The organism is Streptomyces poriferorum (genome assembly GCF_019399235.1).
GTDB classification, from domain to species: Bacteria; Actinomycetota; Actinomycetes; order Streptomycetales; family Streptomycetaceae; genus Streptomyces; species Streptomyces poriferorum.
Genome location: NZ_JAELVH010000109.1, coordinates 1 through 20,455, shown reverse-complemented (window position 1 = coordinate 20,455; position 20,455 = coordinate 1). Strand labels below are relative to the sequence as shown.

The 20,455-nt window shown below is 71.1% G+C and carries 19 protein-coding genes; 18 read left to right on the top strand and 1 reads right to left on the bottom strand.

The annotated features are described in order from the left end of the window. From JGS39_RS19855 to nusB, 4 genes are all read left to right on the top strand, one after another. The coding region (locus JGS39_RS19855) for an AAA family ATPase (protein WP_219570530.1) at positions 1–565 on the top strand (565 nt) is incomplete at its 5' end. 102 nt (positions 566–667) lie between these two features. Next, on the top strand, positions 668–1,774 hold the full coding sequence (locus tag JGS39_RS19850) for an aminopeptidase P family protein (RefSeq protein WP_219570529.1): 1,107 nt from the start codon (positions 668–670) through the stop codon (positions 1,772–1,774). Between the two features lie 50 nt (positions 1,775–1,824). Next, complete coding sequence (efp, locus tag JGS39_RS19845) at positions 1,825–2,391, top strand: elongation factor P (protein WP_219570528.1); 567 nt, start codon at positions 1,825–1,827, stop codon at positions 2,389–2,391. 2 nt (positions 2,392–2,393) lie between these two features. Further along, the gene (gene nusB, locus JGS39_RS19840) at positions 2,394–2,825 is read left to right on the top strand and encodes a transcription antitermination factor NusB (RefSeq protein ID WP_024490948.1); all 432 of its coding nucleotides are present in this window, start codon (positions 2,394–2,396) and stop codon (positions 2,823–2,825) included. A gap of 167 nt (positions 2,826–2,992) precedes the next feature. Here the strand turns inward: nusB and bldD are convergent, their stop codons facing one another. Next, positions 2,993–3,493 (bottom strand): transcriptional regulator BldD, encoded by a 501-nt coding sequence (bldD, locus tag JGS39_RS19835; protein ID WP_018103903.1) that lies wholly within the window; start codon positions 3,491–3,493, stop codon positions 2,993–2,995. A 221-nt stretch (positions 3,494–3,714) separates the two neighbouring features. On the opposite strand from bldD, the gene pyrR reads away from it, so the two are divergent. The 14 genes from pyrR (at position 3,715) to JGS39_RS19765 (ending at position 20,431) form a co-directional block, all read left to right on the top strand. Continuing rightward, the gene (pyrR, locus tag JGS39_RS19830; protein ID WP_148016313.1) at positions 3,715–4,299 is read left to right on the top strand and encodes a bifunctional pyr operon transcriptional regulator/uracil phosphoribosyltransferase PyrR; all 585 of its coding nucleotides are present in this window, start codon (positions 3,715–3,717) and stop codon (positions 4,297–4,299) included. 87 nt (positions 4,300–4,386) lie between these two features. Further along, on the top strand, positions 4,387–5,406 hold the full coding sequence (locus tag JGS39_RS19825; RefSeq protein ID WP_219570527.1) for an aspartate carbamoyltransferase catalytic subunit: 1,020 nt from the start codon (positions 4,387–4,389) through the stop codon (positions 5,404–5,406). Positions 5,407–5,408: 2 nt separating this feature from the next. Further along, positions 5,409–6,695, top strand: a complete 1,287-nt coding sequence (locus JGS39_RS19820) for a dihydroorotase (RefSeq protein WP_148016315.1) — start codon at positions 5,409–5,411, stop codon at positions 6,693–6,695. Beyond that, a complete protein-coding gene (locus JGS39_RS19815; protein ID WP_219570526.1) occupies positions 6,692–7,294 on the top strand; it encodes a PH-like domain-containing protein in 603 nt (200 codons plus the stop codon). Before JGS39_RS19820 ends, JGS39_RS19815 begins: the two co-directional genes overlap by 4 nt. Next, positions 7,291–8,433 carry a glutamine-hydrolyzing carbamoyl-phosphate synthase small subunit gene (carA, locus tag JGS39_RS19810; protein ID WP_219570525.1) on the top strand — a complete coding sequence of 381 codons (1,143 nt, stop codon included), beginning with the start codon at positions 7,291–7,293 and terminating at the stop codon, positions 8,431–8,433. Before JGS39_RS19815 ends, carA begins: the two co-directional genes overlap by 4 nt. Further along, positions 8,426–11,734, top strand: coding sequence for a carbamoyl-phosphate synthase large subunit (gene carB / locus JGS39_RS19805; protein ID WP_219570524.1), 3,309 nt, complete (start codon positions 8,426–8,428; stop codon positions 11,732–11,734). Before carA ends, carB begins: the two co-directional genes overlap by 8 nt. Before the next feature lie 55 nt (positions 11,735–11,789). Continuing rightward, the gene (locus tag JGS39_RS19800) at positions 11,790–12,899 is read left to right on the top strand and encodes a quinone-dependent dihydroorotate dehydrogenase (protein ID WP_219570523.1); all 1,110 of its coding nucleotides are present in this window, start codon (positions 11,790–11,792) and stop codon (positions 12,897–12,899) included. Continuing rightward, positions 12,896–13,735, top strand: a complete 840-nt coding sequence (gene pyrF / locus JGS39_RS19795) for an orotidine-5'-phosphate decarboxylase (RefSeq protein WP_219570522.1) — start codon at positions 12,896–12,898, stop codon at positions 13,733–13,735. Before JGS39_RS19800 ends, pyrF begins: the two co-directional genes overlap by 4 nt. Positions 13,736–13,980: 245 nt before the next feature. After that, on the top strand, positions 13,981–14,304 hold the full coding sequence (locus tag JGS39_RS19790) for an integration host factor (protein WP_024490957.1): 324 nt from the start codon (positions 13,981–13,983) through the stop codon (positions 14,302–14,304). A gap of 38 nt (positions 14,305–14,342) precedes the next feature. Continuing rightward, entirely contained in the window at positions 14,343–14,960 is a 618-nt protein-coding gene (gmk, locus tag JGS39_RS19785; protein ID WP_148016321.1) for a guanylate kinase, read from the top strand. 92 nt (positions 14,961–15,052) lie between these two features. Continuing rightward, positions 15,053–15,325 (top strand): DNA-directed RNA polymerase subunit omega, encoded by a 273-nt coding sequence (gene rpoZ / locus JGS39_RS19780; RefSeq protein WP_003970369.1) that lies wholly within the window; start codon positions 15,053–15,055, stop codon positions 15,323–15,325. 146 nt (positions 15,326–15,471) lie between these two features. Further along, positions 15,472–16,674, top strand: a complete 1,203-nt coding sequence (gene coaBC / locus JGS39_RS19775; RefSeq protein ID WP_219570521.1) for a bifunctional phosphopantothenoylcysteine decarboxylase/phosphopantothenate--cysteine ligase CoaBC — start codon at positions 15,472–15,474, stop codon at positions 16,672–16,674. Positions 16,675–16,915: 241 nt separating this feature from the next. Continuing rightward, entirely contained in the window at positions 16,916–18,124 is a 1,209-nt protein-coding gene (gene metK, locus JGS39_RS19770; RefSeq protein WP_219570520.1) for a methionine adenosyltransferase, read from the top strand. 147 nt (positions 18,125–18,271) lie between these two features. Continuing rightward, positions 18,272–20,431 (top strand): primosomal protein N', encoded by a 2,160-nt coding sequence (locus tag JGS39_RS19765; RefSeq protein WP_219570519.1) that lies wholly within the window; start codon positions 18,272–18,274, stop codon positions 20,429–20,431. Positions 20,432–20,455 lie beyond the last annotated feature (24 nt).

Here is a 20,455-nt window from a genome sequence, read left to right as displayed (position 1 = left end):
CACCGGCACCGCGACCCTCGCCGTCCTCCTGATCGGCCCGGCAGGCGCCGGGAAGACCACGGTGGCCAAGCTCTGGGCCGCCCGCCGCCGCGTCCCCACCGCCCACGTCAGCCTCGACGACGTCCGTGAGTGGGTCTGCTCCGGCTTCGCCGACCCGCAGGCGGGATGGAACGACCAGTCCGAGGCCCAGTACCGGCTGGCCCGCCGCACCTGCGGCTTCGCGGCCCGCAACTTCCTCGCCAACGGCATCTCCTGCATCCTCGACGACGCGGTCTTCCCGGACCGCCCCGTCGTCGGCCTGGGCGGCTGGAAGCGCCACGTGGGCCCCGGTCTGCTCCCCGTCGTCCTGCTGCCGGGCCTGGAAGTCGTCCTGGAGCGCAACGCCGCCCGCAGCGGCAACCGCCGCCTCTCCGACGAGGAGGTCGCCCGGATCCACGGCCGGATGGCCGGCTGGTACGGCTCCGGTCTGCCGATCATCGACAACTCCACGTACGACGTGGAGACCACCGCCCGCGTCCTGGACGACATACTCGCCCGCTCCCTCGCGAGCCCTCCGGCCTGGTGAGCCGGTGCCCGGCGGGCCCGCCCGTCCGCTGGGGCCCGCCCCGGACCCCCGGTCGGGTGCGCTGACCGCGCGGGCCCGGGCCCGCGCTCGTACGCTCGATGCATGTCAGAGGTGTACGCCGTCCGCCGCGGGCTGCTCCGCGACCGGTGCGCCGCAGTCGGATCCGCGGCCGCCCTGGTCTCCCGCCCCGCCAATGTCCGCTACCTGGCGGGCGGAGCGCCCCCGGGGGCCGTGCTGCTGCTCGGCCCCGACGAGGACGTCCTGCTCTGCCCCCGCCCCCCGACCGGTGATCCGGCCGACGGACGCACCGACGAACAGCTGCGCGTCGACCTCCTGTCGGTGACCGGAGGCGATCCCGTGGTCGCCGCCGCGGATCTGGCCACCGCGGGCGGGGCGGAGTCCCTGGCCGTCGAGGAGCACGACCTCACCGTCGCCCGGCACCGGGCCATGGCCTCGGTCGCTCCGAAGCTCCGGCTGGCCGACCTGGGCGCCAACGTCGAGCAGCTGCGCATCGTCAAGGACGAGGAGGAGATCGGCTGCCTGCGGATCGCCGCCGAGATCACCGACCAGGCGCTGGGCGAACTTCTCGAATCGATCCTCGTCGGCCGCACGGAGCGGCATCTCGCGCTCGAACTGGAACGCCGGCTGGTCGACCACGGAGCCGACGGACCCGCCTTCGCGACTTCCGTCGCCACCGGTCCCAACTCCGGCCGGGGCCGTCACCGCCCCTCGGACCGACGGGTCGAGGAAGGAGATTTTCTCTCCGTCTGCCTCGGCGCCAACTACCGCGGCTACCGGGTCGAGATCGGCCGCACCTTCGTCATCGGAACGGCTCCGGCCGACTGGCAGATCGAGCTCTACGACCTGGTTTTCGCCGCTCAGCGGGCCGGACGCGAGGCTCTCGTACCCGGCGCCGCCTACCGTGACGTGGACCGTGCGGCCCGCCATGTACTGGACTCCGCGGGGCACGGTGAGGGCCTCGCACCCTGGACCGGGCACGGGGTGGGGCTCGAAATCGACGAGGACCCGCAGCTGGCACCCGCTGCCATGGGTAAACTGGACGCTTGTGTGCCGGTCACCGTCGAACCGGGGGTTCACCTCCCGGGCCGGGGCGGAGTCCGGATCGATGACACGCTCGTCGTGCGCCCCGAGGCGGACGGCGGACCCGAGCTACTCACCATTACGACCAAGGAGCTGCTCGCGCTCTAGCGCGCATCCTTGGTCGTTCCACCAGCTTCAGTCCAGGAGATTCCGCAACCGTGGCTTCCACGAACGACCTCAAGAACGGCCAGGTGCTCAAGCTCGACGGAGGCCAGCTCTGGTCCGTCGTCGAGTTCCAGCACGTCAAGCCCGGCAAGGGCCCGGCCTTCGTGCGCACCAAGCTCAAGAACGTGCTGTCCGGCAAGGTCGTCGACAAGACGTTCAACGCCGGCGTGAAGGTCGAGACGGCCACCATTGACCGGCGCGACATGCAGTTCTCGTACATGGACGGCGAGTACTTCGTCTTCATGGACATGGACACGTACGACCAGCTGATGGTCGACCGCAAGTCCGTCGGCGACGCCGCCAACTTCCTGATCGAGGGCTTCACCGCCTCCGTCGCCCAGCACGAGGGCGAGGTGCTCTACGTCGAGCTGCCGGCCGCCGTCGAGCTGACCATCCAGCACACGGACCCGGGCGTCCAGGGCGACCGGTCCACCGGTGGCACCAAGCCCGCCACGCTGGAGACCGGCTACGAGATCGGTGTTCCGCTCTTCATCACCACCGGTGAGAAGATCAAGGTCGACACCCGCTCGGGCGATTACCTCGGCCGGGTGAACAGCTAACCGTGGCTGCCCGGAACACGGCCCGCAAGCGAGCCTTCCAGATCCTCTTCGAGGCCGACCAGCGCGGTGAGTCCGTGCAGACGGTCCTCGCGGACTGGGTCCGGCACTCGCGGTCCGACACCCGTCAGCCGCCGGTCACCGAGTACACGATGGAGCTCGTCGAGGGGTACGCGCAGTACGCGGACCGCATCGACGACCTCATCGTCACCTACGCCGTGGACTGGGAGATCGACCGCATGCCGGTCGTCGACCGGAACATCCTGCGGCTCGGTGCGTACGAGCTGATCTGGGTGGACGCGACACCCGACGCGGTGGTGATCGACGAGGCGGTGCAGATCGCCAAGGAGTTCTCCACCGATGACTCCCCGTCCTTCGTGAACGGCCTGCTGGCCCGTTTCAAGGACCTCAAGCCGAACCTGCGCCGGGAGCAGTAGCCCCCGGCGGCGTTCTGCCGACGAAGGGCCCACGGTCGCCAGACCGTGGGCCCTTCGGCATGTCGGGGAGCCGTTCCTGCGGACTGCCCGCAAAACGGAAACGCCGGGTCCGGCGGGGCGCCCGGAAAGGGCCCCGCCGACCCGGCGGTACGTTTCTGCTGGGGTGGTCAGCCCTCGTCGTGAGCGACCGCGCGGCGCGCGTCGGCGTCCAGGACGCCCCAGCTGATCAGCTGCTCCGTGAGCACGGACGGCGACTGGTCGTAGATCACGGCCAGCGTGCGCAGGTCGTCCTGGCGGATCGAGAGCACCTTGCCGTTGTAGTCGCCGCGCTGGCTCTGGATCGTCGCCGCGTAGCGCTGCAGGGGGCCGGCCTTCTCCGGCGGGACGTGGGCGAGGCGCTCGAGCTGGAGCACGAGCTTCGGCGGCGGCTCAGCGGCCCCGCCGGGCGTCGTGCCGGGCAGGAGCTCCTGCACCGGGACGCCGTAGAAGTCCGCCAGCTCGGCCAGACGCTGTACGGTCACGGCACGGTCGCCGCGCTCGTACGAGCCGACGACGACGGCCTTCCAGCGGCCCTGCGACTTCTCCTCCACGCCGTGGAGGGAGAGGCCCTGCTGGGTGCGGATGGCACGGAGCTTGGCCCCGAGCTGTTTTGCGTATTCGCTGGACATAAGGCTCCCCGGACGCTGGAACATTGTGCGGCTCCGCCGCGTGGCTGGTAACTCACTGTGAGGTTACGCAGCGTTACTTGGGTGCGTCAAGCTGAATGGTCCGGACCGGTACCTCCCGGGGGTGGGACAAGGGCCCTGCTCAGGCCCTGGTAACGTGGATGACGCAATTTCGACGTCCTTTAAGATCCGTCCAGTGAGGCGGAGAAGGAGGTCCGTTTCTTATGGACGCACAGCACGACGCCACCGGCAATGCGGCACGCCCCGTTCTGGAGGCTCCCGACATCGCCCGAGTACTGACCCGCATCGCCCACGAGATCGTCGAACGCGCCAAGGGCGCCGACGACGTGGTGCTCCTCGGCATCCCGACCCGCGGCGTCTTCCTCGCCCGCAGGCTCGCCGACAAGCTCGAAGAGATCACCGGCCGGAAGATGCCGGTCGGATCGCTCGACATCACCATGTACCGCGACGACCTGCGGATGCGCCCCGCGCGCGCCCTGGCCCGCACCGAGATCCCCGGCGAGGGCATCGAGGGCCGCCTGGTGGTCCTCGTCGACGACGTCCTCTTCTCCGGCCGCACGATCCGCGCCGCCCTCGACGCGCTCGGCGACATCGGCCGGCCCCGTGCGGTGCAGCTCGCGGTCCTCGTCGACCGCGGACACCGCGAACTCCCGATCCGTGCCGACTACGTCGGCAAGAACCTCCCCACGTCGCTGCGGGAGACGGTCAAGGTCCAGCTCGCCGAGGAGGACGGCCGCGACGCCGTGCTGCTCGGGGTCGAGCAGGCCGCCCCGGCGGTCGAGCGATAGCTGCCCTTCCCGTACGGCCCACCTGCCGTACGGCGGCTTCCGCACGCCCGCACGCCTGAACCCTCCAGCCACCCGGAGAACACCCAGATGAAGCGCCACCTCATCTCGGCCGCCGACCTCACCCGCGACGACGCCGTCCTGATCCTCGACACCGCCGAGGAGATGGCCAGGGTCGCGGACCGGCCGATCAAGAAGCTCCCGACCCTGCGCGGCCGTACCGTCGTCAACCTCTTCTTCGAGGACTCGACGCGGACCCGCATCTCCTTCGAGGCGGCCGCCAAGCGGTTGTCCGCCGATGTCATCAACTTCTCCGCCAAGGGCTCCTCGGTCTCCAAGGGCGAGTCGCTCAAGGACACCGCCCTGACCCTGGAGGCGATGGGCGCGGACGCCGTCGTCATCCGGCACGGCGCCTCCGGCGCCCCGTACCGCCTGGCCACCTCCGGCTGGATCGACGGCGCGGTCGTCAACGCGGGCGACGGGACGCACGAGCACCCCACCCAGGCACTCCTGGACGCCTTCACCATGCGCCGCAGGCTGGTCGGGCCCGACACCGGGCTCGGCAAGGACCTCGACGGCCGCCGGATCACGATCGTCGGCGACATCCTGCACAGCCGTGTCGCCCGCTCCAACGTGCACCTGCTGACCACCCTCGGCGCCCACGTCACCCTGGTGGCCCCGCCCACCCTGGTCCCCGTCGGCGTCGAGCAGTGGCCCTGCGACATCAGCTACAGCCTCGACGAGGTGCTGCCGAAGTCGGACGCTGTGATGATGCTCCGTGTGCAGCGTGAGCGGATGAACGCCGCGTACTTCCCGACCGAGCGCGAGTACTCCCGCCGCTACGGCCTGGACGGCGAGCGGATGGCGAAGATGCCCGAGCACGCCATCGTCATGCACCCCGGCCCGATGGTCCGCGGCATGGAGATCACCGCCGAGGTGGCCGACTCCGACCGGTGCACGGTCGTCGAGCAGGTCGCCAACGGCGTCTCGATCCGCATGGCCGTGCTCTACCTGCTGCTCGGCGGCTCCGAGCCCGCCGCACCCGCCGCCACCCTTGATCGAAGCGCTGCGCGCCCTGCTGTTCCCGCCCGTACCGAGGAGAACAAGTAACCATGAGCAAGATCCTTATCCGCGGCGCGAAGGTCCTCGGCGGCGAACCCCAGGACGTCCTCATCGACGGCGAGACCATCGCCGCGGTCGGCACCGGGCTCGACGCCGGCGACGCCACCGTGATCGAGGCGGCGGGCCAGGTCCTGCTGCCCGGCCTGGTCGACCTCCACACCCACCTGCGCGAGCCCGGCCGCGAGGACTCCGAGACCGTCCTGACCGGCACCAAGGCCGCCGCGGTCGGCGGCTTCACCGCCGTCCACGCGATGGCCAACACCTTCCCGGTCGCCGACACCGCCGGCGTCGTCGAGCAGGTCTGGCGGCTCGGCAAGGAGTCCGGCTACTGCGACGTGCAGCCCATCGGCGCCGTCACCGTCGGCCTGGAGGGCAAGCAGCTCGCCGAACTCGGCGCCATGCACGATTCGGCCGCCGGAGTGAAGGTCTTCTCCGACGACGGCAAGTGCGTCGACGACGCGGTGATCATGCGCCGCGCCCTGGAGTACGTGAAGGCGTTCGACGGAGTCGTCGCCCAGCACGCCCAGGAGCCCCGCCTCACCGAGGGCGCCCAGATGAACGAGGGCATCGTCTCGGCCGAGCTCGGCCTCGGCGGCTGGCCCGCCGTCGCCGAGGAGTCGATCATCGCCCGCGACGTGCTGCTCGCCGCGCACGTCGGCTCCCGGGTGCACATCTGCCACCTGTCGACCGCCGGCTCCGTGGAGATCGTCCGCTGGGCCAAGTCCAAGGGCTGGAACGTCACCGCCGAGGTCACCCCGCACCACCTGCTCCTCACCGACGAGCTCGTGCGGTCCTACAACCCGGTCTACAAGGTCAACCCGCCGCTGCGCACCGAGGCCGACGTCATGGCCCTGCGTGAGGCGCTCGCCGACGGCACCATCGACTGCGTCGCCACCGACCACGCCCCGCACCCGCACGAGGACAAGGACTGCGAGTGGGCCGCGGCCGCCATGGGCATGGTGGGCCTGGAGACCGCGCTCTCCGTCGTCCAGCAGACGATGGTGGACACCGGTCTGATCGACTGGGCCGGCGTCGCCGACCGCATGTCGTTCCGCCCCGCCGCCATCGGCCGCCTCGACGGACACGGCCGGCCCGTCTCGGAGGGCGAGCCCGCCAACCTCACCCTGGTCGATCCGGCATACCGTGGAGTCGTGGACCCCGCGGGCTTCGCCTCCCGCAGCCGCAACACCCCCTACGAGGGGCGCGAGCTGCCGGGCCGAGTGACCCACACCTTCCTGCGGGGCCGTGCCACGGTCGTCGACGGGAAACTCGCGTGACAACACTCAGCCCCACCCACCAGCTGTACCGACTGGCCGCCGAGCAGAAGTCGGCGGAGGTCACCGACTGGTCCGCCCGCATCAGCTGGGTGATCGGACTGATCGTCCTCATCGCCTTCGTCTACTGGCTCATGCGCCAGGGATGGAAGTGGCGCGGCAGCCTCCAGTCCGGTCTCTCCGACCTCGCGGCCACCCCGGACGGCTTCGCGGACGGCGACAAGCTGCTCACGCTGACCGGGCGCTACCACGCCTCGACGACGGCCGGGCAGTGGCTCGACCGCATCGTCGCCCACGGCCTCGGCACCCGCAGCCGCGTCGAGCTCACCCTCACCGAGCAGGGCCTCGACGTCGTACGGCCCGGCGCGACGGACTTCTTCGTCCCCGCCGCAGACCTGCGCGAAGCCCGGACCGACAAGGCCCTCGCGGGCAAGGTCCTGCCCGAGGGCGGTCTGCTGGTCATCACCTGGGCGCTCGGCGACCAGCTGATCGACTCCGGATTCCGCTCCGACCACTCGGCCGAGCACGCCGCCTGGGTCGAAGCCGTCAACGGGCTCACCAACACTCATCTCACCAGCACTACGGAAGGCACCGCACGATGACGATCTCCACCCGGGGAGCCGGCAAAGCTCCCGCCGTACTCGTCCTGGAGGACGGCCGCGCCTTCCGCGGCCGCGCCTACGGGGCCGTGGGGGAGACCTTCGGCGAGGCGGTGTTCTCCACCGGCATGTCCGGCTACCAGGAGACGCTGACCGACCCCTCGTACCACCGTCAGGTCGTCGTGATGACCGCCCCGCACGTCGGGAACACCGGTGTGAACGACGAGGACCCCGAGTCGAAGCAGATCTGGGTGGCCGGCTACGTCGTCCGCGACCCCGCCCGGGTGCCCTCCAACTGGCGCTCCCGCCGGTCCCTGGACGAGGAGCTCGTGAGCCAGGGGGTCGTCGGCATCAGCGGCATCGACACCCGCGCCCTCACCCGCCACCTGCGTGAGCGCGGCGCGATGCGCGTCGGCATCTTCTCCGGGAACGCCATCGCCGACGAGGGCACGCTCCTCGCCCGGGTGCGCCAGGCTCCCGAGATGAACGGCGCCGACCTCTCCGCCGAGGTCGCCACCAAGGAGACCTACGTCGTCCCCGCGATCGGCACCAAGAAGTTCACCGTCGCCGCGATCGACCTCGGCATCAAGGGCATGACCCCGCACCGGATGGCCGAACGCGGCATCGAGGTACACGTCCTGCCCGCCACCGCCACGCTGGAGGAGGTGTACGCGGTGCAGCCCGACGGCGTCTTCTTCTCCAACGGCCCCGGCGACCCCTCCACCGCCGACCACCCGGTCTCCGTCATGCAGGGCGTCCTGGAGCGGAAGACCCCGCTCTTCGGCATCTGCTTCGGCAACCAGATCCTGGGCCGCGCGCTCGGCTTCGGCACGTACAAGCTGAAGTACGGCCACCGCGGCATCAACCAGCCCGTGCAGGACCGCTCGACCGGCAAGGTCGAGGTCACCGCGCACAACCACGGGTTCGCCGTCGATGCCCCGCTCGACAAGGTCTCCGACACCGCCTACGGGCGCGCCGAGGTCTCCCACGTCTGCCTGAACGACCAGGTCGTCGAGGGCCTCCAGCTCCTCGACCGGCCGGCCTTCAGCGTCCAGTACCACCCCGAAGCAGCTGCCGGCCCGCACGACGCCGCGTACCTCTTCGACCGCTTCGTATCCCTGATGGAGGGCCAGCGTGCCTAAGCGCTCCGATATCCAGTCCGTCCTGGTCATCGGCTCCGGTCCGATCGTCATCGGCCAGGCCGCCGAGTTCGACTACTCCGGCACCCAGGCCTGCCGCGTCCTCAAGGCCGAGGGCCTGCGCGTCATCCTGGTGAACTCCAACCCGGCGACGATCATGACCGACCCGGAGATCGCCGACGCCACGTACGTCGAGCCGATCACCCCCGAGTTCGTCGAGAAGATCATCGCCAAGGAGCGCCCCGACGCGCTGCTCCCGACCCTGGGCGGCCAGACCGCGCTCAACACCGCGATCTCCATGCACGAGAACGGTGTCCTGGAGAAGTACGGCGTCGAGCTCATCGGCGCCAACGTCGAGGCCATCAACAAGGGCGAGGACCGCGAGCTCTTCAAGGGCGTCGTCGAGGCCGTCAAGGCGAAGATCGGCTACGGCGAGTCCGCCCGGTCCGTCATCTGCCACTCGATGGACGACATCATGAAGGGCGTCGACACCCTCGGCGGCTACCCCGTCGTCGTCCGCCCCTCCTTCACCATGGGCGGCGCCGGCTCCGGCTTCGCCCACGACGAGGAGGAGCTGCGCCGCATCGCCGGACAGGGCCTCACGCTCTCCCCGACCACCGAGGTGCTCCTGGAGGAGTCCATCCTCGGCTGGAAGGAGTACGAGCTGGAACTGATGCGCGACAAGAACGACAACGTCGTGGTCGTCTGCTCCATCGAGAACTTCGACCCGATGGGCGTCCACACGGGTGACTCGATCACCGTCGCCCCGGCGATGACGCTCACCGACCGTGAGTACCAGCGGCTGCGTGACATCGGTATCGCGATCATCCGCGAGGTCGGCGTCGACACCGGCGGCTGCAACATCCAGTTCGCCATCGACCCGGCCGACGGCCGCGTCATCGTGATCGAGATGAACCCGCGCGTCTCCCGCTCCTCGGCGCTGGCCTCCAAGGCCACCGGCTTCCCGATCGCCAAGATCGCGGCCAAGCTGGCCGTCGGCTACACGCTCGACGAGATCCCCAACGACATCACCGAGAAGACGCCGGCCTCCTTCGAGCCGACCCTCGACTACGTCGTGGTCAAGGCCCCGCGCTTCGCCTTCGAGAAGTTCCCCTCCGCCGACTCCACCCTCACCACCACCATGAAGTCGGTGGGCGAGGCCATGGCGATCGGCCGGAACTTCACCGAGGCGCTGCAGAAGGCGCTGCGCTCCCTGGAGAAGAAGGGCTCGCAGTTCGCCTTCACCGGCGAGCCCGGCGACAAGGCGGAGCTGCTGGCCGAGGCGGTCCGCCCGACCGACGGCCGGATCAACACCGTCATGCAGGCGATCCGGGCCGGCGCCACCCAGGAAGAGGTCTTCGACGCCACGAAGATCGACCCCTGGTTCGTCGACCAGCTCTTCCTCATCAAGGAGATCGCCGACGAGCTGGCCGCCGCAGACAAGCTCGTCCCCGAGCTGCTGGCCGACGCCAAGCGGCACGGTTTCTCCGACGTCCAGATCGCCGAGATCCGCGGCCTGCGCGAGGACGTCGTCCGCGAGGTGCGGCACGCGCTCGGCATCCGCCCGGTCTACAAGACGGTCGACACCTGCGCCGCCGAGTTCGCCGCGAAGACGCCGTACTTCTACTCCTCCTACGACGAGGAGAGCGAGGTCGCGTCCCGCACCAAGCCCGCGGTGATCATCCTCGGCTCCGGTCCCAACCGCATCGGCCAGGGCATCGAGTTCGACTACTCCTGCGTCCACGCCTCCTTCGCGCTGAGCGACGCGGGCTACGAGACCGTGATGGTCAACTGCAACCCGGAGACGGTCTCCACGGACTACGACACCTCCGACCGCCTGTACTTCGAGCCGCTGACGCTCGAGGACGTGCTGGAGATCGTGCACGCCGAGTCCCTCGCGGGCCCGATCGCGGGTGTCATCGTCCAGCTCGGCGGCCAGACCCCGCTGGGCCTGGCGCAGGCGCTCAAGGACAACGGCGTGCCCGTCGTCGGTACCTCCCCGGAGGCGATCCACGCCGCCGAGGACCGCGGCGCCTTCGGCCGCGTGCTCGCCGAGGCCGGTCTCCCGGCCCCGAAGCACGGCACCGCCACCACCTTCGCCGAGGCCAAGGCCATCGCCGACGAGATCGGCTACCCCGTCCTCGTACGCCCGTCGTACGTGCTCGGCGGCCGCGGCATGGAGATCGTGTACGACGAGACCCGGCTCTCCTCGTACATCGCCGAGTCCACCGAGATCAGCCCCACCCGGCCGGTCCTGGTCGACCGCTTCCTCGACGACGCGATCGAGATCGACGTCGACGCGCTCTACGACGGCACCGAGCTCTACCTCGGCGGCGTCATGGAGCACATCGAGGAGGCCGGTATCCACTCCGGGGACTCCGCCTGCGCCCTGCCCCCGATCACGCTCGGCGGCTACGACATCAAGCGGCTGCGCGCCTCCACCGAGGGCATCGCCAAGGGCGTCGGTGTCCGCGGACTGATCAACATCCAGTTCGCGCTCTCCGGCGACATCCTCTACGTCCTCGAAGCCAACCCGCGCGCCTCCCGCACCGTCCCCTTCACCTCGAAGGCGACCGCGGTGCCGCTCGCGAAGGCCGCCGCCCGCATCTCGCTGGGCGCGACCGTCGCGGAGCTGCGCGAGGAGGGCCTGCTGCCCAAGCACGGCGACGGCGGTACCCTGCCGCTCGACGCGCCGATCTCCGTCAAGGAGGCCGTCATGCCGTGGTCGCGCTTCCGCGACGTCCACGGGCGCGGCGTGGACACCGTCCTCGGCCCGGAGATGCGCTCCACCGGCGAGGTCATGGGCATCGACTCGGTCTTCGGCACGGCGTACGCCAAGTCGCAGGCCGGCGCCTACGGCCCGCTGCCCACCAAGGGCCGCGCCTTCATCTCGGTCGCCAACCGCGACAAGCGCACGATGATCTTCCCGGCCCGCGAGCTGGTCGCCCACGGCTTCGAGCTGATGGCCACCTCCGGCACCGCCGAGGTCCTCAAGCGCAACGGCATCAACGCGACCGTCGTGCGCAAGCAGTCCGAGGGCGAGGGCCCGAACGGCGAGAAGACGATCGTCCAGCTCATCCACGACGGCGAGGTCGACCTCATCGTCAACACGCCGTACGGGACCGGCGGCCGGCTCGACGGCTACGAGATCCGCACCGCGGCCGTAGCCAGGTCGGTGCCGTGCCTCACCACGGTCCAGGCACTCGCCGCGGCCGTCCAGGGCATCGACGCCCTCAACCACGGAGACGTGGGCGTCCGATCGCTCCAGGAACACGCGGAACATCTGACCGCGGCACGCGACTAGAAGCCCAGCAGGGGGACACCGGAAACGGTGTCCCCCTCTTCATGAGGACACCGTGATGTACAAACTCTTCTTCCAGCTGGTCTTCAAGCGCATGGATCCGGAGCAGGCCCACTACCTGGCCTTCCGCTGGATCCGCCTGGCCGCCCGCACCCCCGTCCTGCGCACCTTCGTCGCCGCCGCGCTCGCCCCCCGCCACGAGGCGCTGCGCACCGAGGCCCTCGGCCTGCGGATGCACGGCCCCTTCGGCCTCGCCGCGGGCTTCGACAAGAACGCCATCGCGATCGACGGCATGGCGATGCTCGGCTTCGACCACGTCGAGATCGGCACCGTGACCGGCGAGCCGCAGCCCGGAAACCCCAAGAAGCGGCTCTTCCGCCTCGTCGCCGACCGTGCGCTGATCAACCGCATGGGCTTCAACAACGAGGGCTCGGCCGCCGTGGCCGAGCGGCTGGCCGCCCGCAACCCGGTCTTCCGGACCACGGTCGGCGTCAACATCGGCAAGACCAAGACCGTCCCCGAGGCCGACGCCGCCGCCGACTACGTGAAGTCCACCGAGCGGCTCGCCGCACACGCCGACTACCTCGTCGTCAACGTCTCCTCGCCCAACACGCCCGGACTGCGCAACCTCCAGGCCACCGAGTCGCTGCGCCCGCTGCTGACCGCCGTCCGCGAGGCGGCCGACCGTACCGTCACCGCCCGCCGGGTCCCGCTGCTCGTCAAGATCGCCCCCGACCTCGCGGACGAGGACGTCGACGCCGTCGCCGACCTCGCCGTCGAACTGGGCCTGGACGGCATCATCGCCACCAACACCACCATCGCCCGCGAGGGCCTGGGGCTGAAGTCCCCGGCCTCCCTGGTCGAGGAGACCGGCGGACTGTCCGGCGCACCCCTCAAGGAGCGCTCCCTGGAGGTCCTGGGGCGCCTGTACGCGCGTGTGGGGACCCGGATCACCCTGGTCGGCGTCGGAGGCATCGAGAACGCCGAGGACGCCTGGCAGCGCATCCTCGCGGGCGCCACGCTCGTCCAGGGCTACAGCGCCTTCATCTACGAGGGCCCGTTCTACGCCCGCGCGATCCACAAGGGCCTGGCCGCGCGCCTGGCCGCCTCCCCGTACGCCACCCTCGCCGACGCGGTCGGCGCGGAAACCAGGAAGGCCGCGAAATGACCCAGGAACCCTTCGGCGCACGCCTGCGCCACGCCATGGACACCCGCGGACAGCTCTGCGTCGGCATCGACCCGCACGCGTCGCTGCTGAGCTCCTGGGGGCTCGGCGACGACGTCGCGGGCCTGGAGCGCTTCACCCGTACGGTCGTAGAGGCGCTGGCCGACCGGGTCGCCGTGCTCAAGCCGCAGTCCGCGTTCTTCGAGCGGTTCGGCTCGCGCGGCGTCGCCGTCCTGGAGAAGGCCGTCGAGGAGGCCAGGGCGGCCGGTGCCCTGGTCCTGATGGACGCCAAGCGCGGAGACATCGGCTCCACCATGGGCGCCTACGCCGCGACCTACCTGGACAAGGACTCGCCGCTGTACTCCGACGCGGTGACCGTCTCGCCGTACCTGGGCTTCGGTTCGCTGCGGCCCGCGCTCGACGCGGCCGCCGTCTCCGGCTCGGGCGTCTTCGTGCTCGCCCTCACCTCCAACCCGGAGGGCGCCGAGGTGCAGCGCGCCACCGCGGCCGACGGCCGTTCGCTCGCCCAGGTGATGCTCGACCACATGGCCGCGGAGAACCAGGGCGTCACCCCGCTCGGCTCGGTCGGCGCGGTGGTCGGTGCGACGCTCGGGGACGCGCGGGCGGATCTCGCGATCAACGGCCCGCTGCTCGCGCCCGGCATCGGCGCCCAGGGCGCCACACCCGCGGATCTGCCGGGTGTCTTCGGTGACGCGGTCGGCAACGTGGTGCCCAGCGTGAGCCGGGGCGTGCTGCGCCACGGTCCGGACGCGTCAGGGCTGCGCGAAGCCGCCGAACGGTTCGTGGACGAGGTCCGCGCGGCCGTCTCGGACGGCTGACACTGTCACGTAACAGCCTGTTGACGGAATCCTGACCAAAAATCTCGGTACTTATGCCAGGAATGTCCTGGTCGGCTGAGGCTGACCAGGACTTTTCGTTCGTTCTCGCTGACTCCGGCGGCCCTGGCCGCTAGTCTCCGTCGAGAGCCAACGAGCACAGGTTGTTCGCGGCTCACCAGGTGAGGGGCGATCCAGTCGCCTCACCGGTCCGTATCCGACAGATCGACATCCGAGGTGACGTAGGCGTGGCTCTTCCGCCCCTTACCCCTGAACAGCGCGCAGCCGCGCTCGAAAAGGCCGCCGCGGCTCGCCGGGAGCGGGCCGAGGTCAAGAATCGACTCAAGCACTCCGGCGCCTCCCTCCACGAGGTCATCAAGTCGGGCCAGGAGAACGACGTCATCGGCAAGATGAAGGTCTCCGCCCTGCTGGAGTCCCTGCCCGGCGTGGGCAAGGTCCGCGCCAAGCAGATCATGGAGCGGCTCGGCATCTCCGAGAGCCGCCGGGTGCGGGGTCTCGGCTCCAACCAGATCGCATCCCTGGAGCGTGAGTTCGGCGGCAGTCCCGCCTGACGGTCTCAGGCACTCCTGAGAACCGGGATAATCGCTCCATGGTTGCAACATCCCGGGGGACGTCCCCCGTACCCCCGGACGTACGTCCGCGGCTGACCGTGCTCTCCGGCCCCTCGGGGGTCGGCAAGAGCACGGTCGTCGCGCATATGCGCAAGGTCCACCCCGAGGTGTGGCTCTCGGTGTCGGCGACGACCCGCAAGCCCCGCCCCGGCGAACGCAACGGTGTCCACTACTTCTTCGTGGACAACGAGGAGTTCGACAAGCTCATCGCCAACGGCGAGCTGCTGGAGTGGGCCGAGTTCGCCGGCAACCGCTACGGCACGCCCCGTCGCGCCGTGCAGGAGCGGCTGGAGGCCGGTGAGCCCGTGCTGCTCGAGATCGACCTCCAGGGTGCCCGGCTGGTCCGCCAGTCCATGGCGGACGCCCAGCTGGTCTTCCTCGCGCCGCCGAGCTGGGACGAACTGGTGCGCCGGCTCACCGGCCGTGGCACCGAGGCACCCGAGGTGATCGAGCGACGTCTCGGCGCGGCGAAGGTCGAACTGGCCGCCGAATCCGAGTTCGATACGACGCTTGTCAACACCTCCGTCGAGGATGTGGCACGTGAGCTGCTAGCCTTGATGCTGGAGGCTTCCGGCCACCGTGCCGGCGGCGAGTGAGCAACATGACCGCACCGACACGGGGGCACCGGCCACAAAGCCCCTGACTGTCAAAGATTTCTTTGATCTTCACCCCCTTCGGAAGGCAGAGAGTGTCCTCTTCCATCACCACGCCCGAGGGCATCATCAACCCGCCGATTGATGAGCTCCTCGAAGCAACCGACTCGAAGTACAGCCTCGTGATCTACGCCGCCAAGCGCGCGCGCCAGATCAACGCGTACTACTCGCAGCTCGGTGAGGGACTCCTCGAGTACGTCGGTCCGCTCGTCGACACCCACGTCCACGAGAAGCCGCTCTCGATCGCGCTCCGCGAGATCAACGCGGGCCTGCTCACCTCCGAGGCCATCGAGGGCCCCGCGCAGTAAGCAGGAGAACGCACCTTCACCACAGGCCCGGCGGCCCAGACCGCCGGGCCTGTGGTGTGTCCCGGGGCGACGGACCCGTGCGGGCGGCGGTGAGGCAGCATGGGGGATGTACGGAGCGCGTACGTATCCGAGTGCGGGGAGACGCAGTGGACAAGCCGAAGGTCGTCCTGGGGGTCAGCGGCGGCATCGCCGCGTACAAGGCGTGCGAGCTGCTGCGCCGGCTGACCGAGTCGGGACACGACGTACGGGTCGTCCCGACCGAGTCGTCGCTCCACTTCGTCGGCGCCGCCACCTGGTCGGCGCTTTCCGGCCACCCGGTGTCCACCGAGGTCTGGAACGACGTCCACGAGGTCCCGCACGTGCGGATCGGACAGCACGCCGACCTCGTCGTCGTCGCCCCCGCCACCGCCGACATGCTCGCCAAGGCGGCCCACGGCCTCGCCGACGACCTGCTCACCAACACGTTGCTCACCGCCCGCTGTCCGGTCGTCTTCGCACCCGCCATGCACACCGAGATGTGGGAGCACCCGGCCACCCAGGAGAACGTCGCCACCCTGCGGCGCCGGGGCGCGGTCGTCATCGAGCCCGCCGTCGGGCGCCTCACCGGAGTCGACACCGGCAAGGGCCGGCTGCCGGACCCGGCGGAGATCTTCGAGGTCTGCCGCCGCGTCCTGGCCCGCGGCCCCGTCGCCCCCGACCTCACCGGCCGGCACGTGGTGATCAGCGCGGGAGGCACCCGTGAGCCGCTCGACCCGGTCCGCTACCTCGGCAACCGCTCCTCCGGCAAGCAGGGCTACGCGCTCGCCCGCACCGCCGTCGCCCGCGGCGCCCGGGTCACACTCGTCGAGGCCAACACCGGACTGCCCGATCCGTCCGGCGCCGACATCGTCCGCGTGGGCACCGCGGTGCAGCTGCGCGAGGCCGTGCTGAAGGCGGCGGCGGACGCCGACGTCGTGGTGATGGCGGCGGCGGTCGCCGACTTCCGTCCGGCCGAGTACGTGACAGGGAAGATCAAGAAGAAGGACGGCCAGGAGCCGGCCCCCCTCACCCTCGTACGCAATCCCGACATCCTCGCCGAGGTGGCGGCCGACCGTGCCGCGCCGGGACAGATCGTCGTCGGATTCGCCGCCGAGACCGACAACGTCCTCGCCAACGGCCGGGTCAAGCTCCTCCGCAAGGGCTGCGACCTGCTGGTCGTCAACGAGGTGGGGGAGCGCAAGACCTTCGGCTCGGAGGAGAACGAGGCGGTCGTGCTCGCGGCCGACGGGGGCGAGACCCCGGTGCCGTACGGGCCCAAGGAAGCGCTTGCCGACACGGTCTGGGACCTCGTGTCGGCGCGTCTTGGGTGAATTTCGCGTGTCGCCGCTCCAGGGGGCCGATCCCTTGCAATACGGCCACGAACGGTGCCCGGGGCGGCCCTTGGAGGGCTCGCGGGCACCGGTGCCGCATGTCACAGATCCGCCAAAGGGCGAGACACGTTGTCCGGCAGCCGGAGCCGACCGATAAACTGGTCCAGGTTCGTACCGGGCGCAGCTCCCGGGCCGTCCGCCAAATGATCAGCCAGCAGCCGCTGCAACCCCAGGGAGCGATGTGTCCCGCCGTCTCTTCACCTCGGAGTCCGTCACCGAGGGTCACCCCGACAAGATCGCTGACCAGATCAGCGACACCATTCTCGATGCACTCCTCCGTGAGGACCCGACGTCGCGTGTCGCCGTCGAGACCTTGATCACCACAGGTCTGGTGCATGTTGCGGGTGAGGTCACGACCAAGGCCTACGCCCCGATCGCCCAGCTGGTGCGCGACAAGATCCTGGAGATCGGCTACGACTCCTCGAAGAAGGGCTTCGACGGCGCCTCCTGCGGCGTCTCGGTGTCCATCGGCGCGCAGTCTCCCGACATCGCGCAGGGCGTCGACACCGCGTACGAGAAGCGTGTCGAAGGCGACGAGGACGAACTCGACAAGCAGGGCGCCGGCGACCAGGGCCTCATGTTCGGCTACGCCTGCGACGAGACGCCCGAACTGATGCCGCTGCCGATCCACGTCGCGCACCGGCTTTCGCGCCGGCTGTCCGAGGTCCGCAAGAACGGGACCATCCCGTACCTGCGCCCCGACGGCAAGACCCAGGTCACCATCGAGTACGACGGCGACAAGGCCGTCCGTCTCGACACGGTCGTCGTCTCCTCGCAGCACGCGAGCGACATCGACCTCGACTCGCTGCTCGCTCCCGACATCCGCGAGTTCGTCGTCGAGCACGTCCTGAACCAGCTGATCGAGGACGGCATCAAGCTCGACACCGAGGGCTACCGCCTGCTGGTCAACCCGACCGGCCGTTTCGAGATCGGCGGCCCGATGGGCGACGCCGGACTGACCGGCCGCAAGATCATCATCGACACCTACGGCGGCATGGCCCGTCACGGCGGCGGTGCCTTCTCGGGCAAGGACCCGTCGAAGGTCGACCGCTCCGCCGCGTACGCGATGCGCTGGGTCGCCAAGAACGTCGTCGCGGCGGGCCTCGCGGCCCGGTGCGAGGTGCAGGTGGCGTACGCGATCGGCAAGGCCGAGCCGGTCGGCCTCTTCGTCGAGACCTTCGGCACCGCCGCGGTCGAGACCGAGAAGATCGAGCACGCCATCGGCGAGGTCTTCGACCTCCGCCCGGCCGCGATCATCCGCGACCTCGACCTGCTGCGCCCGATCTACGCGCAGACCGCCGCGTACGGCCACTTCGGCCGGGAGCTCCCCGACTTCACCTGGGAGCGCACCGACCGCGTGGACGCGCTGCGCAGGGCCGCGGGCCTGTAGTTCCGCCGGCTCGTACGTACGCCGGAGCCCGGATGCCGTCACGGTGTCCGGGCTCCGGCGCGTTCGTGTCCGGCCGGGTCGGCCGGTGCGCGGGGCCCCGGATGATCGGCGGCCCGGCTGTCAGTGACGTCTGGTAGGAATTTGGCTGTGAGCAGCGACGACAAGCGGTCCGACGAGCCCGACGCCGGGGCACCGGAGCAGCTTGCGCTGATCCGGGAGACCGTGCGCAGGGCCGACGTGCCGCGCGCCAAACCGCGGACCTGGCGCGGGGCCGCGCTCGCCAAGGACCTTCCCGTCGCCCGCGTGCTGGTCAACAAGGGGGCGCTCCACCTCGACCAGTACTTCGACTACGCCGTGCCCGAGGAGCTCGACGCCGAGGCGCAGCCCGGTGTGCGGGTCCGGGTGCGGTTCGGGGCCGGCGGGCGCAACGTCCGGGGCGGGCGCCGCGAGGGCGGCGGGCTCATCGACGGGTTCCTGGTCGAGCGGCTGGCCGAGTCCGACTACAGCGGGGCGCTGGCCGCGCTCGCCTCCGTCGTCTCACCCGAACCGGTCCTCGGCCCGGAGCTGCTCGGGCTCGCGCGCGCCGTCGCCGACCGCTACGCGGGCAGCCTCGCGGACGTCCTCCAGCTGGCGGTGCCGCCGAGGAACGCCCGGGCCGAGGCCAAGCCGTCGCCTGAGCCGCTGCCCCCGCCACCGCCACCGGCGCCCGGCACCTGGCAGCGGTACGCGCAGGGCCCCGCCTTCCTGTCCGCGCTGGCCGACGGGGGAGCGCCCAGGGCCGTGTGGACCGCGCTCCCGGGACCGCACTGGCCGCAGGAGATCGCCGCCGCCGTCGCCGCGACCCTCGCCTCGGGGCGCGGCGCCCTGGTCGTCGTCCCCGACGGGCGGACCGCGGGCCGCGTCGACGCGGCCCTGACCGGCCTGCTGGGCGAGGGCCGCCACGCCACGCTGACGGCCGGTTCGGGGCCCGAGAAGCGCTACCGGGAGTGGCTCGCGGTGAGCCGTGGATCCGTCCGCGCGGTCGTCGGGACCCGGGCCGCGATGTTCGCCCCCGTCGCCGATCTCGGCCTGGTCGCGATCTGGGACGACGGGGACTCCAGCCACAGCGATGACAACGCCCCCTTCCCGCACGTCCGCGAGGTCCTGGAGCTGCGCGCGGCGCACGGCCGGTGCGCCTTTCTGCTCGGCGGCACGAGCTGCACCGTGGAGGCCGCCCAGCTGGTCGAGACCGGCTGGGCGCTGCCGCTGCGCGCGGACCGGGAACAGCTGCGGACCGCGGCGCCGCTGGTCCGCACCGTCGGCGACGGCGAACTCGCACGTGACGGCGCGGCCCGGGCCGCCCGGCTGCCGAGCCTCGCCTGGCAGACCGTGCGAGACGGACTGCGCACGGGACCGGTGCTGGTCCAGGTGCCGCGCCGCGGATACGCACCCCGGCTGGCCTGCGAGCGCTGCCGGGAGCCCGCACGGTGCAGGCACTGCGCCGGGCCCCTGGAGGCGCCCGACCAGCAGGATCTGAACTGCGCCTGGTGCGGGCTGGCCGAGACGTCCTGGCACTGCGTCGCCTGCGGGGCCCGCAGGCTGCGGGCACAGATCGTCGGCGCCCGCCGGACGGCGGAGGAGCTCGGCAGGGCCTTTCCCGCCGTGCCGGTCCGGACCTCGGGCCGCGACCACATCCTGGACTCGGTGCCCGACCAGCCCGCGCTGGTCGTCAGCACCCCGGGCGCCGAGCCGGTCGCCGACGGCGGGTACGCGGCGGCGCTGCTGCTGGACGGCTGGGCGATGGTCGGCCGCCCCGACCTGCGGGCCGGTGAGGAGGCCCTGCGCCGCTGGACGGCCGCCGCCGCGCTGGTCCGGGGACAGCCGGAGGGCGGCACCGTGGTGATCGTCGCCGAGCCGACGCTGCGGCCCGTGCAGGCCCTGGTCCGCTGGGACCCGGTCGGACACGCCCGGCGCGAACTCGCGGAACGGGCCGAGCTGGGGTTTCCGCCCGTCTCCCGGATGGCGTCGGTGACGGGGACGGCCGAGGCGCTCGCCGCCTTCCTCGCCGCCGCGGAACTGCCGGCGGATGCCCAGGTGCTCGGTCCCGTGCCGGTCCCCGGCGGTCAGCCCGGGCGGCCCCGCAGGCCCTCCGAGGCTCCCGTCGGCGAGACCTGGGAGCGGGCCCTGATCAGGGTGCCCCCGGGCAGTGGCGCGGCGCTCGCGGCCGCGCTGAAGGCGGCGCAGGCCGCGCGGCTGTCCCGCGGGGGCGGCGGGGGCGGTGCCCCTGGCCCGGTGCGGATTCGGGTGGACCCGCCGGACATCGGGTGACGGTGCGGGGCCCTTGGGCGGGCG

Bases quoted from the DNA above. Each gene is read 5' to 3' on its own strand.
- JGS39_RS19850 (WP_219570529.1), top strand. From the start codon at position 668: ATGTCAGAGGTGTACGCCGTCCGCCGCGGGCTGCTCCGCGACCGGTGC.
- bldD (WP_018103903.1), bottom strand. From the start codon at position 3,493: ATGTCCAGCGAATACGCAAAACAGCTCGGGGCCAAGCTCCGTGCCATC.
- pyrR (WP_148016313.1), top strand. From the start codon at position 3,715: ATGGACGCACAGCACGACGCCACCGGCAATGCGGCACGCCCCGTTCTG.
- JGS39_RS19825 (WP_219570527.1), top strand. From the start codon at position 4,387: ATGAAGCGCCACCTCATCTCGGCCGCCGACCTCACCCGCGACGACGCC.
- JGS39_RS19820 (WP_148016315.1), top strand. From the start codon at position 5,409: ATGAGCAAGATCCTTATCCGCGGCGCGAAGGTCCTCGGCGGCGAACCC.
- carA (WP_219570525.1), top strand. From the start codon at position 7,291: ATGACGATCTCCACCCGGGGAGCCGGCAAAGCTCCCGCCGTACTCGTC.
- JGS39_RS19800 (WP_219570523.1), top strand. From the start codon at position 11,790: ATGTACAAACTCTTCTTCCAGCTGGTCTTCAAGCGCATGGATCCGGAG.
- pyrF (WP_219570522.1), top strand. From the start codon at position 12,896: ATGACCCAGGAACCCTTCGGCGCACGCCTGCGCCACGCCATGGACACC.
- gmk (WP_148016321.1), top strand. From the start codon at position 14,343: ATGGTTGCAACATCCCGGGGGACGTCCCCCGTACCCCCGGACGTACGT.